Below are 12,428 nucleotides of genomic sequence, written 5' to 3'. Positions count from 1 at the left end.
CCTATTCTTCGGGCGGCGCATCGTGGGGCGGATGGACCCAACCCAGGTGCTGGCCGCCATCGAGCGCTATCATTTGCCCGGTCAGGGCGGGCGCGGCAAGAATAAAGCGCAAGGCGGCGCAAATCTCATCGAGTCCGGTGGGACGGCGCAGCGGCATGGCCTGCCACTGCTGTTCGAATTGTTCCGGGGTCTGGCGCGGACTGGGCAGGGTCGGTCCCGGGCCGATGGCATTGACCCGCACCCTCGGCGCCAGGGCGGTGGCAAGGGTCTGGGTCAATGTCCACAGACCGGCCTTGCTGAGGGTATAGGAGGTGAAATGGGGGGTCAGATTCCATACCCGCTGGTCGATCAGGTTGATCACCTGGCCTTCCAGTCCGTCGGGTAATTGGCGGGCCAGCGCCTGGGTCAGCACGAAGGGGGCGCGCAGATTGACCTCCATATGCAGGTCCCAGGAGTCGCGGGTGGCGGTCAAGGCGGCGTCCTGCTCGAAGACCGAGGCGTTATTGACCAGACAGGAAATCGGCCCCAACTGGGCAGCGGCGCGTGGAATCAGACTCTCCACCTGGGATTCATCGGCCAGATCCGCCGCTACCGCCACGGCACGACCGCCGTCGGCGAGGATCTGCTGCACCACCTGCTCCGCCGATTCGACGGAACGGTTGTAGTGGACCGCCACCGCCCAGCCCTGTCGGGCCAGATCAAGCGCGATGGCGCGACCGATACGGAGACCGGCTCCGGTGACCAGCGCCGCCCGGTTCATGCGGCGAAATAGCCCACGATCCGATCCGGGAATCGGGTCGCCTGGGCCACCACGTATCCGCCGTATCCGACCAGGAAGATGGCCGCTTCCAGGCGAGAGAACTCACGGCTGGTAAGGGCAAAGGGCAGCATCAACAAAGTTGCGCCAAGCATCACCCAGATATCGAAATAGAAGATCTGATCGGGCACCGGGATCGGAGAAACCACCGCCACGATGCCGGCGATTCCGAGGATGTTGAACAGGTTGGAGCCCACCACGTTGCCCAGGGCCAGATCCGAATGACCGCGCACGGCCGCCACCACCGAAGCCGCCAATTCGGGCAGGGATGTGCCGAAGGCGATCACCGTCAGACCGATGACTTCCTCGGAAACGCCGAACTGACGGGCCAGAATGGTTCCCCCTTCGACCAGCAGATCGGCCCCGTACAGCAAGGCCCCCAGCCCGGCGATCATCATCAGCCAGGCGAGCAGGATCGGGCCTTTGAACTGTCCCATTTCCTCCACTTCCTCGACCAGACTTTCGCCGAGGCCATCATCCTTGTCGCCCTTCAGGGTGATGCGCAGGAAAATGGCGAAGGCCACGAGCAGGACCGCTCCGCCAAAGATGTCGATTTCACGCAGCAGCACCAGTCCGGTAAACAAAATCGTCCCCAACACCAAAACGGTGCCATCGCGCAGCATGGTGCCGTGGCCGGTGGCGATGGGCTTGAGGATCGCCGCTGCCCCGAGAATCAACAGGACGTTGGCGATGTTGCTGCCAACCAGATTGCCCAGGGCCATGCCACCAAAGCCGCTCAGGGAGGCTTGCAGGGAAACCACCAGTTCCGGGGCCGAGGTGCCGAAGGCGACGACGGTCATGCCGATGACCAGGGTCGAAATGCCGAGTTTGCGGGCGACGGCCACGGAGCCGCGGACCATGACTTCCGCGCCCCCCAGAAGCAGCACAAAACCCAGGGCAATCAACAAGTAGGTCATGTCGGGATATCCAAATGGAGGAGATGAAGAAAATATATAGTGGGATCGGAGGGGATGTCATCCCCGGACTTGCTCAGGGCAGCAAATGCCGGAACTCCTCGACAATCTGTTCATAGAGCGGGCGCTTGAAGGGAACGATCAGCCGCGGCAGGTCGAGCAGCGGCATCCATTGCCAAGTGCTGAACTCCGCATGACCGGCGTTGAGATTGATATCGGCATCGGTGCCGGTGAAACGCAGCGCGAACCAGCGTTGCTTCTGACCCCGGTAGTGCCCGTGCCAGACCTTGTCGGCGATTTCCGGCGGCAGGTCGTAGGTCAGCCAGTGGCGGCTTTTGCCGATGATCTCCGCCTGATCGGTGCCGATTTCCTCTTTCAGTTCCCGGAGCAAGGCCTGTTTGGGCTTCTCGTCCTCGTCGATCCCCCCTTGCGGAAACTGCCAGGCGGGTTCCGGGGTGTCGATCCGTTGGGCGGCGAAAACCAGCCCTTGCGCATTGAACAGGACAGCCCCGACGCCGCGCCGATAGGGTCGCTTTTTGAAGGCTTTGGGGGTCATGGCTGGGCCTGCAAATTGGCCACGGCGGTGACCGGGGCAAGGACCGGGTCGGTGGGGTCGAGGGTGGCGATCCAACGGCTCAGACGGTCCAGGGTCGAAGGCAGGGGCGTTGCCAGAATGACCACCACCTTGGAAGATTGGGCGGCCTCCAGGGCCTGCGCCAGACGGGCGTCGATATCCGATTTGCCCGGTTCGTCATCAAGCCGCATGTCGAGCACGGCAAAGGGAACCTCCATCGCCTGGGCGATGCCCAGGGATTTGGCATTGGCCGAGGCGCGATTGTCGATCCACATGATGCCCCGGCGTTTCAGGTGTCGCATCAGGGCGCTGGTGGCCGTCTCCTCGGCGGTGAAGCGCGACCCCATATAGGCCAGCACCCCCACATGGCCCGGAACGGTGGCCAGGATTTTGTCCAGTTTCTGGTTGTTGACCTCTTCGTCCAGCGGACTGAGCAGGGCCAGCGGGCCGGGGTCGTTTTTCGGAAAATCGTCCGGCTCCAGGGGCAGTATGACGAGAATTTCGTGGCCCCGTTCCCGCGCCTTGGCCGCATAGTCCGCCAGTTCCGAGCCATAGGGGCTGAAGGCCAGGGTCACGGTCCCCGGCAGGTTCTCGATGGCGGCCATGGTTGCGGTGCGGCTGAGACCCAGGTCACTGACAATGACCACCACTTTCGGCTTGTCCTGCGGCGCCTCGAAATCCCGCGCATAAAGCCGCCAAGGCTCCAGGCCCGAAGCGGAGGTCAGGGGCAGGGGGCCATCGGGTCCCTGCTCGGTGACATCAAGAATAGGAGCTGCGGTCAACGGGGTTTCGGCGGCGGGGACGATCATGTCGTCAAAGGCGGTGACGGAGGTGGAGGTGATGACAACCCCGGCTCCGGCCCCTTCGGTCTCCCCCTCCTTGGCCAAATCGCTGAGGGATTTTTCCGCTTCCGGGGTCGCTTCGCCCTCGGTGGCGGGGGCATCTTCCGCCCCTTCCTTGGGCGGGGTTAGGCCACCGTCGGTGCCGCGTCCGGGGATTTGCAGCGAGACCAGCGCCCCGCTGGCAGGCTTATCGTCGGAGCCCACGAGGAAAAACGCCGCCAGCCCGCCGATGAGCGCCACCCCGGCCACCCCGGCGGCGCCGAACAGAGCCAGTTTCTTGTACTTGGCGAACTTGGACAGGTCGAACTTACGGCCCGAGGACTCCTCGTCGTCCTCGTCACCATCGACACTCTCTTCGTCGTCGCCGCCGCCGCCGCTGTCGTCCTCATCGTCCACTTCGTCGAGCACATCGGGATCGTTTTCGATCTCGTCGTCCTCGTCCACGTCATAATCGTCGTCGTCTTCGGCGCCTTTCTTGGCGAACAGCTTTTTGAGGAAGTTCACCCCTTGCTCCCTATGAGATCCGTCCGAAACCCTATTTTTGACTCCCAAACATGGCGATTCCCTTAATAAGGTCCAGGGCGCGCAATAATTGATAGTCTTTCATCTCCGGCTGATCGGTTGGCGGTTGATCGTCGGTGGGCTCTTCCACCGGCAGGTTCTTGCCCTGGTCGAGGGCCCCGCGCAGGTCGGCTTCGCGCCGTCCCTTGACCGTTTCCACCGCCTCGATCCTGGCCTGCGGGACCAGGATGTCGGGCTCAATGCCGGTGGCCTGAATGGAACGGCCAGAGGGCGTATAGTAGCGGGCTGTGGTCAGCCGCATGGCTCCGTGACCAGACAGCGGGACGATGGTCTGCACGGACCCCTTGCCGAAGGACTTGGTGCCCAGCAGCAGCGCCCGGCCATGGTCCTGCAAGGCACCGGCGACGATTTCCGAGGCCGAGGCCGAGCCGCCGTTGATCAGCACGATGAGCGGCTTGGCATCGGTGATATCGCCGGGATGGGCGTTGAAACGCTGGCTTTCATCCGGGTCCCGGGAGCGGGTGGAGACAATCTCACCCTTGTCCAGGAAGGAATCCGACACTTCGATGGCCTGATCGAGCAGCCCGCCCGGATTGTTGCGCAGATCGAGCACGTAGCCCTGAAGCTGGTCGCCGATTTCCTCTTTCAGTTTGGTCACCGCCTCTTGCAGGCTTTTGGAGGTGTTCTCGCTGAACGAGGTGATGCGCACGTAGCCGACCTCGCCTTCCGCGCGTGAGCGGACCGAGCGCAGTTGAATAATGGCGCGGGTGAGGGTGACATCGAAGGCATCCTGTCCTTCCCGGCGCACTGTCACAGTGATATCCGAGCCGACCTTGCCGCGCATTTTCTCCACCGCCTGCTCAAGGGTCAGGCCCATCACCGGCTCCCCGTCCAGGTGGGTCAGATAGTCGTTGGTTTGCAGACCGGCGCGGAAAGCTGGAGTGTCGTCAATGGGAGACACCACCTTGATCAGGCCGTTTTCCATGGTCACTTCGATGCCCAGACCGCCGAACTGACCTCGGGTCTGCACCTGCATTTCCCCGTAGTTCTTTTTGTTCATGTAGCTGGAATGGGGATCGAGGGATTTCAGCATCCCGTTGATGGCCGCTTCGATCAGATCGTTATCCGAAGTCTCTTCCACATAGTTGGCCCGCACGCGCTCGAACACATCGCCGAACAAGTTGAGCAATTCATAAGTCTCGGCGGGGTTTTTCGCTTCTTCCGCCTGGACGCGGGGCGCGAACGCCAGGAGGCCCGCCAGAAGGGTGAGCGCGATCAGCTTGGTCTTCATCCGTTTGCCTTACCTTTGTTTGCCGCCAGCCAGGGCAGGGGGTTGATGGGCTGACTGTTTCTGCGCAGTTCCAGATACAGTTCCGGTCGTCCGGTGCGGGGGGCACCCATGACGCCGACCGGCTCCCCGGCCAGCACGATCTGACCGATGGCGCTGTCGATTCGGTCCATACCCGCCAGCAGCGTATGGTATCCCTCGCTATGTTCAATGATCAAGAGCCGCCCGTAACCGCGAAACGGACCGGCGAACACCACTTTGCCCGCATGGGGCGCGATGACCCGTGCGTTGCGGCGGGTTTCGATGGTCAGGCCCTTGGAGGTCACGCCTTTTTGTTTTACCTCGCCGTAGCGCACCACCACCCGGCCCAGGGCCGGCAGCGGCAGTTTTCCGCGCAAGGCACTGAGCGGTTCGGCGGCGGCCTGGGCGCGCTGGGCCTGTTCGTTTTGCTGCTGTTTTTGTTGCGCCTCGGCGGCGCGGCGTTGCTGGTCCAGACTGTCGACCAGGGCGTGCAGATCCTTCGACTTGCGGGCCAGGGCGGCGACCCGCTCGGCAGCAGCGGCGCTTTCGCGGCTCAGGCTGTCGTAGAGAGCGGTCTTTTGCCTGAGCAGGTCATCCATCTGCCGCCATTGTTCATCCAATTTCCCCTGGGCCTGTTGCAGTTCAGTCTTTTCCCGCAGCAGGGCGTTGCGGGTATCGGTCAGGGAGTCCAATTGGCGGCGCAGCACATCCGTCCGCTGGCGCACTTCGGGCAGTGCCGTGCGCAGCAGGATGGCGCTGCGCACCGTATCCTCGGGCTTGTAGGGCAGGGCCATCAGCGCCTCGGGCGGATATCGGGCCATGCGCAACAGGGCGAACAGCAAGCCGTCGAATTGCTGACGTTGGCGGGTCAGGTCGTCGCGCTTGAGGACCTCCTCAGTCTCCAGGTCGGCCAGCCGATCCTCGATGTCGGAAACCGCCTGCTCCTGGAGCCGGGTGCGGCTCCCGGCGGCGACCAGACTGTGGCGCATTTTTTCCAGTTCCGCCTTGACCTGCCGGGCCTTGGCCTCCAATTCCCGTTGGCGCGCCTGATCCTGTTGCAGGGCCTTTTGCGTCTGTTCCAGTTCCTGGGTGGCTGGGGCGGCAAGGGACGGACCCGAAGCCAGCAGCAGCGCCACCGCGAACAGCGTCCAAAGGAACCTATTGGGCGGCGGCAACCTGGGTGTCCTTTCCGACGATCAGCGACCGACCTGTCATGGCAGCCGGTTGCGGCAACCCCAGGAGTCTCAGCAGGGTCGGGGCCACGTCGGCGAGGCGTCCGCTGTGCAGGCCGGTGGCCCAGGCCGGACCATTGACCAAAATGGCGGGCACCGGATTGAGGGTGTGGGCGGTCAGGGGCTGGCCGCTGACCGGGTCGAGCATCTGTTCGCAGTTGCCGTGATCAGCGGTGATGAGCAGGGTGCCTCCGGCCCGGATGACGGCCTCTTCGAGCCGCGCCAGACTGGCATCGACGGCCCGGGCGGCGGCCATGGCGGCCTCCAGAATGCCCGTATGGCCGACCATGTCGCCATTGGCAAAATTGACCACGATCAGGTCAAAGGTGCCGCCGTCGATGGCTTCGACCAGCCGGTCGGTGACCTCGGGGGCCGACATTTCCGGTTGCAGGTCGTAGGTCGCCACTTTCGGCGAAGGGATCAAAATGCGTTGTTCCCCGGGGAAGACCAGTTCACTGCCGCCGTTAAGGAAGAACGTCACATGGGCGTATTTCTCGGTTTCGGCGATCCGCAATTGGGTGCGCCCGGCCTCGGACACCACCTGGCCCAGAATATGGGTCAGTTCCTCGGGCGGGAACATGGTGTCGAGAAAGGCGTTCAGGTCCTTCGAATATTCCACCAACCCGACTTTCGCCGCCCATTGGACCTGGCGGGCGCGGGGGAATCCGTCGAAGGCGGGATCGACCAGGGTGGCGAGGATCTCGCGCGCCCGGTCGGCGCGGAAATTGCCCATGATCAGGCCATCGCCGTCCTGCATGCCCGCGTAATCGCCGATCACGGTGGGCAGGACGAATTCATCGACCTTGCCGCTGTCGTAGCTTTGCTGGATGGCCTCCCGGGCATCAGCCGCCCGCTCACCTTGCGCATCGACCAACGCCTTGTGGGCCAGTCCGACCCGCTCCCAGCGCTTGTCCCGATCCATGGCGTAGTAGCGCCCGGAGACCACCCCGACCCGCAGGTCCAGACCGGCGCAATCGGCAAGGAATTTTTCCATGTAGCCCAGGGCGCTTGAAGGCGGCGTATCGCGCCCGTCGAGGAAGGCATGGACGACCACCGGCACCCCGGCCTGGCAAACGGTCCGCGCGATGGCGGCCATCTGGTTCTGGTGGGAATGCACGCCGCCGGGGGAGATCAACCCCATCAGATGGGCCTTGCCGCCGCTGGCCTGCATCTTCTGGATCAGGCTGTTGAGGGCGACGTTCTGAACGATACTGCCATCGGCGATGGCGGCGTCGATGCGGGGCAGATCCTGCATCACCACACGACCGGCCCCCAGGTTCATGTGGCCGACTTCCGAATTGCCCATCTGACCCTCGGGCAACCCGACCTCCAGGGCGGAAGCGTCCAGTTGGGTGTGCGGGCAGTCGCGGACCAGCCGGTCCCAAGTCGGCGTCTCGGCCAGGGCAATGGCGTTGTTGGCGCTGTCGCTGCGCGCCCCCCAACCATCCAGGATACAAAGAACGACCGGGCGTGGTTTATCGGGAGCCATATCTCAGCCTCATATGTAAAACCGGGTTGCGGTGCCTAATATATAGGGTCTCCGGGGCTAATGGGAATTATTCTTGATGAATTCCCGTTCACGCTAGCGGAAGGCCACCGTCGCCTTGGCCCGCTCCAATTTGTCGCCGCCCCATTTGTTGGGCGGCGTCGGCACGGAGTCCGGGTCCTTGATCAGGGTGCCGTCGCCGACCTTGACCAGATCGACCCGACCGGCGCGGGTGGTGACCACGGCGCGGGCTCCGTCGAGCAGGGCGACCTGGAAATTGCCGTCGATGATGCCGCCCCAGACGGTGGTGCCGCGAATGCCGATGGTCGCCACCGGCGTGTGGACCTCCATCCGCCCCCCGGCCTGGGCAATGCGACCGGAGACCGCCGAGAAGGCCCCGGTCAGCAGGCGCATGACCATTTCCCCGCCGGTCGCGGGTTCATCGAAGAATTCCAGATTGAGGCTGGCCTGCTCGCCCAGGAACAGGGTCGATCCATCCTGGATTTCCACTTCCAGGCGGGCGTCCGGGCCGGTTGAGAGTACTTCGCCGAGGCGCACGTCGGCACCGACCGTCAGCGGCCGGGGCACGGCGTCCAGCAGGGCGACCGCCGTGCCCTGAATTCGCACCACACGGCCCACCGGCTCACCCGGCTGGGCGGCCCAGGCGGTGGAGGCCGTGACGACCATCAGCAGCCCGGCAAGGGCAAGGCGTTTTACCAGCCCCATCGGTCGAGCCAGCTCTTGTTTTCCATGGTCTTGTCTCCCAGGTACATCCAGCGCAGGGGCATTTCCCAGGGCGCGGCCCGTCCGCTGACCATGTCGCTGAACAAATCGCGCCAGACGCAGGATTGCTTGTAGGCCATGCCAGCGGGGTCGTCACAGGGCATCATGGCCAGGGCGTCGTACATGGCCCGCGCCTTGATCCGCTGATCGCCGAAGAAGTAGGGGGTGTTGCGCAACTCGTTCATGAAGGCGATGTCGCAGCCGCAATCCAACTCGCCGCGCTGAATGTAGCACAGGTCATGGCGCTGACAGGCGGCATCCAGGGAATCGACGGGCGGCAGGCTGGCCCGCCAGGCATTCTTGGGATGGCCAGGGCCGCACCAGTTGCCGTGCATGGGCAGCGAAATGCCGCCCAGACTGGAGGCCTGGCCGGGCCAGGAAAGCCCGATGAGGGCGACGATCAACAGCAGGCGAAATCCCATGCTCCCCTCCCGTTACAGTCGGTTTTTCAATTCGGCAATGGCTTCTTCCAGCACTGCGATGGCGTCCCTGGCGCTGTCGCCTTGCAGCTTGGTCTTGTCGAGCATCAGGTTCAGGCCGTCCTGCTTGGAGCGGATGTAGCGGCTTTTGCCTTCCTCTCCGTCATAGATGCCATTGACGGCAAACGGCCGTACCTCGCGGCGAATGCCCTTGACCGTGATCGGGGGGCGTTCCTCGACATCGACGATGTCGGAGACCAGGGCGTAGGTTTCATAAGACATCAGGATGCCGCCCGGATCGGCTTGACTTTCCAGACGTGCCGCCAGATTCACCTCGCCGCCGATGATGGTGTAATCCATCCGCGCCTCGCTGCCGAAGTTGCCGACGTTGCAGAAGCCGGTATTGATGCCGACTCGCATTTTGAACGGCTTTTCGAAGCCCTTGGCATGCCACTCCACCTCCAGGTCGGCGAGACGGCGCTGCATGGCGATGGCCATGCGCACACAGGCCTGGGCGTCTTCGTATACCCCCCGGGTCTCCGGGTCGCCGAAAAAGGCCAGGATGGCATCGCCAATGAACTTGTCGATGGTTGCCCCGTGCTCCAGGGCGATGGCCGACATTTCCGAGAAATACTTGTTGAGCAGGTAGGTGAGATCCTCCGGCTGCATGTCCTCGGTGGTCTGGGTGAAGTTCTTGATATCGGAAAAGAACACGGTGAGCTTCTTGCGCTCGGTGGCCAGCGAAACTTCCCGGTCCCCTTCGAAGATCGAGTTGTAGACCTGCGGCGACAGGTACTTGGAAAGCTTGTTGGACAGCCGTTCCAGCATCAAATTCTTTTCGTCCAGCGACTTGGCGAGGCCGTTGAGTTCCTCTTCGTTGCGGTCGCTCATACGGACCAGCCGCTTGGTGGACTTGAACAGCCTTTGATATTCGTTGAACAGGTCCTCGTATTTGGCGGCGTCGTTCGGATCGGAAATGCCGCAGGACTCGATCAACGCCTTGGCTTCGTCGATGACGGCCTGCTCTTTTTTATAGAGTTCGAAACCCATGGAGGCCCCCCTTAAGTCTTCGCCGGTTGTGGGGAGAGGTACTTGGAAACATCCACTTCGTCAATCTGCTCCGGCAGCAGGAACTCCTCGGCGTAGTCCTTGAAGACGCCGCTGCTCAGGAACAGGTCGAACAAATCGCCGTCGATATGCTGGTCCTTCTTGAAGAAGCTGAGGATCTTCACCGCCTCGCTGAGGGTCTTCGGGGCCTTGTAGGGGCGGTCGGTGGCGGTCAGTGCCTCGAAAATATCGGCAATGGCCATCACCCGGGCCGGAATGGACATGTCGTCCTTGGTCAGCTTGCGCGGATAACCGGTGCCGATCATGGTCTCGTGGTGCGCCCCGGCATATTCGGGAATGCGGCGCAGATGCTTCGGGAACGGCAACCGTTCGAGCATGATGATGGTCTGCACGATATGTTCGTTGATCTTGTAGCGTTCCTCGGCGGTCAGGGTGCCACGGGCGATGGCCAGATTGTAGATCTCCCCGTAATTGTACAGCGCCTCGGGCATGTCGATCTGGAAGCCGAAGGGATTGTCGCCGTCGAACGGGTTGTCGCGGCTGGGGCGCGGCACGATGTGCTGGGGCTTGTCGTCGAGCAGCCGTTCCCGGGCCGGCAGCGGTTGCGGCGGGATGTCGGCGCAGCGGTCCCGCTCGCCCTGAGACAGGCCCAGCCGGTCATCGAAGTGACGGGTCCAGGTCTGACCGGCGATCTCGTTGAGCCGTTCCACCTTTTCCGGAGCCATGAATTCGCCGCCCACGTTGCACTCGGCGACAAAGGCGAAATCATCCTCCAGGCGGGCCAGTTCAGACTCGTAATCGGCTTTGAGGTCGGCCTCTGGACGGGAACCCTCCAGGCGGGCCTTGAGATAGGCGATCTCTGCGTCGCGGCGCAGCACCTCGAAACGGGTGCGCACTTCGTGGATGCGGTTGTAGATGGTCTCCAGCTTGGTCGCCTTGTCGACCACATATTCCGGCGTGGTGACCTTGCCGCAGTCGTGCAGCCAGGCGGCGATATGGAATTCCCGCCATTCGTCAGCGGACTCCAGTTTGAAGTCGGCGAACGGACCATGGTCCGCCTCACTGGCCGCCCGCACCAGTTTGGCCGACAGCTCGGGCACCCGGGCACAATGGCCGCCGGTATAGGGCGACTTGGAGTCGATGGCACCGGCGATCAGCTGGATGAACGAGTCGAGCAGCACCCGCTGCGCCTCGACCAGATTCCGGTTGTCCAGGGCGACCGCCGCCTGGGCGGCCAGGGCCTCGACGAAATCGACCACCTTTTCGGAGAACGCAATGACCCGCTCGTGGGCCGCATCCTGGGCATTGAGCAATTGCAGCGCGCCGATGACCTCGCCGCCGCGCGGTTTCAACGGAACGGTCAAAAACGATGTGGAGCGATAGCCGATCTTTTCGTCGAACGCCTTGGTGCCGCTGAAATCGAACCGGTCGTCCTGATAGGCATCGACGATATTGACCGTGGTTTCGGTCAGCACCGCGTGGGTCACCACATTGTTGTGATTCTGTTCGCCGGTCTCGGCGTTGTACATGGCGACCGGCGGCAGTGGGATGTCCTTGCCGGTGGTGCCGCCCATGGCGATCTCCAGGGAGTCCGTGCGCATGATCTCGAAGCGCAGGCGGTCGTCATCGGTGCGGATATAGAGTGTGCCGCCATCGGCGTTGGTCAATTCCTTGGCCCCGATGAGGATCAGTTCCATCAGCTTGTTGACGTCTTTTTCCGCCGACAGACCGATGCCCAGTTCCACCAGCTTGGCCAGCTTGGCCTGTTCCTGACTCAATTCCGTTTTCTGTTCCAGCACATGTTGGGCCAGGGTGCTGTTCAACTCGGCCAGTTCCGCATGGGCCAGCATGAGTTTCTTGTTGTCGCCGAATAGGTTGTCGCTGCTGCGGTCGCTCAACCGCACCAGCCGTTCGGCAACCGATGTCAGCTTGCCGTAGGATTTGCACAGGTTGGACAGTTCGGCGCGCAGGTTTTCCTTGTCCGCCGTGGTTTGGTCGAGGATCTCCCGCACCCTTTTCAGAGTCTCGTGTTCATCTCTGAAAAGGTCGGTGACCATCAGGCTTCGATTTCCTTGAGTTCGAAGGTGGCGTTTTCCAGATCCTCGCCGAATTCCTCGCCCAGTTCCTGCATATTGTCGTCGTCGGATTCATAGGTCCAGGTGATGGTGACCGAATTGCCGTTTCCGGCCGTTTCGTCGAGCAGGTCGAACAGGCCCATGAGAATCTTGGCGCTGGAGCTGTTGAAGTAGATCAATTCGAAATTGAATTGCACGGTGGCGCCGTTCAGCTTCGCAAGATGTTCCTCGAGCTGGGCCACCATCGGTCCATAAAAGGCGGTCACATCTTCTGGATAGGATTCACCGCGCAGACTGAAGATGTTGCTTGCGAAATCAAAATCGACCTCAGGAGAGCGATCCGTTGCGCCAACTTTTATATTCTCCATAGTCGTCCTCATATTTGTT

General features: G+C 62.6%; 12 protein-coding genes. All 12 read right to left on the bottom strand.

Annotated elements, in window-relative coordinates; translation table 11 throughout:
* Window position 1: 1 nt before the first annotated feature.
* Entirely contained in the window at window positions 2-760 is a 759-nt protein-coding gene (locus tag ACYQ1P_RS01735; protein ID WP_460018657.1) for an SDR family oxidoreductase, read from the bottom strand.
* Window positions 757-1,734 (bottom strand): calcium/sodium antiporter, encoded by a 978-nt coding sequence (locus ACYQ1P_RS01730; RefSeq protein ID WP_460018656.1) that lies wholly within the window; start codon window positions 1,732-1,734, stop codon window positions 757-759. Before ACYQ1P_RS01730 ends, ACYQ1P_RS01735 begins: the two co-directional genes overlap by 4 nt.
* Window positions 1,735-1,807: 73 nt before the next feature.
* Window positions 1,808-2,287 (bottom strand): RNA pyrophosphohydrolase, encoded by a 480-nt coding sequence (locus ACYQ1P_RS01725; protein ID WP_460018655.1) that lies wholly within the window; start codon window positions 2,285-2,287, stop codon window positions 1,808-1,810.
* Window positions 2,284-3,651: a divergent polysaccharide deacetylase family protein gene (locus ACYQ1P_RS01720; protein ID WP_460018654.1), complete on the bottom strand. Its 1,368-nt coding sequence runs from the start codon at window positions 3,649-3,651 to the stop codon at window positions 2,284-2,286. Before ACYQ1P_RS01720 ends, ACYQ1P_RS01725 begins: the two co-directional genes overlap by 4 nt.
* 31 nt (window positions 3,652-3,682) lie before the next feature.
* Window positions 3,683-4,960 (bottom strand): S41 family peptidase, encoded by a 1,278-nt coding sequence (locus ACYQ1P_RS01715; protein WP_460018653.1) that lies wholly within the window; start codon window positions 4,958-4,960, stop codon window positions 3,683-3,685.
* Window positions 4,957-6,153 carry a murein hydrolase activator EnvC family protein gene (locus ACYQ1P_RS01710; protein ID WP_460018652.1) on the bottom strand — a complete coding sequence of 399 codons (1,197 nt, stop codon included), beginning with the start codon at window positions 6,151-6,153 and terminating at the stop codon, window positions 4,957-4,959. The genes ACYQ1P_RS01715 and ACYQ1P_RS01710 overlap by 4 nt, the downstream gene beginning before the upstream one ends.
* The gene (gene gpmI, locus ACYQ1P_RS01705; protein WP_460018651.1) at window positions 6,137-7,699 is read right to left on the bottom strand and encodes a 2,3-bisphosphoglycerate-independent phosphoglycerate mutase; all 1,563 of its coding nucleotides are present in this window, start codon (window positions 7,697-7,699) and stop codon (window positions 6,137-6,139) included. Before gpmI ends, ACYQ1P_RS01710 begins: the two co-directional genes overlap by 17 nt.
* Before the next feature lie 93 nt (window positions 7,700-7,792).
* Entirely contained in the window at window positions 7,793-8,422 is a 630-nt protein-coding gene (locus ACYQ1P_RS01700; RefSeq protein ID WP_460018650.1) for a FecR family protein, read from the bottom strand.
* Window positions 8,410-8,901 carry a phospholipase A2 family protein gene (locus ACYQ1P_RS01695; RefSeq protein ID WP_460018649.1) on the bottom strand — a complete coding sequence of 164 codons (492 nt, stop codon included), beginning with the start codon at window positions 8,899-8,901 and terminating at the stop codon, window positions 8,410-8,412. The genes ACYQ1P_RS01700 and ACYQ1P_RS01695 overlap by 13 nt, the downstream gene beginning before the upstream one ends.
* A 12-nt stretch (window positions 8,902-8,913) precedes the next feature.
* On the bottom strand, window positions 8,914-9,948 hold the full coding sequence (locus tag ACYQ1P_RS01690) for an adenylate/guanylate cyclase domain-containing protein (protein WP_460018648.1): 1,035 nt from the start codon (window positions 9,946-9,948) through the stop codon (window positions 8,914-8,916).
* Between the two features lie 11 nt (window positions 9,949-9,959).
* Window positions 9,960-12,023 carry an HD domain-containing phosphohydrolase gene (locus tag ACYQ1P_RS01685; RefSeq protein WP_460018647.1) on the bottom strand — a complete coding sequence of 688 codons (2,064 nt, stop codon included), beginning with the start codon at window positions 12,021-12,023 and terminating at the stop codon, window positions 9,960-9,962.
* Window positions 12,023-12,409: a DUF1987 domain-containing protein gene (locus ACYQ1P_RS01680; RefSeq protein ID WP_460018646.1), complete on the bottom strand. Its 387-nt coding sequence runs from the start codon at window positions 12,407-12,409 to the stop codon at window positions 12,023-12,025. Before ACYQ1P_RS01680 ends, ACYQ1P_RS01685 begins: the two co-directional genes overlap by 1 nt.
* Window positions 12,410-12,428: the final 19 nt, after the last annotated feature.

The sequence above is a fragment of the Magnetospira thiophila genome (assembly GCF_054657015.1).
This window is presented reverse-complemented; position numbering and strand designations above follow the sequence as displayed.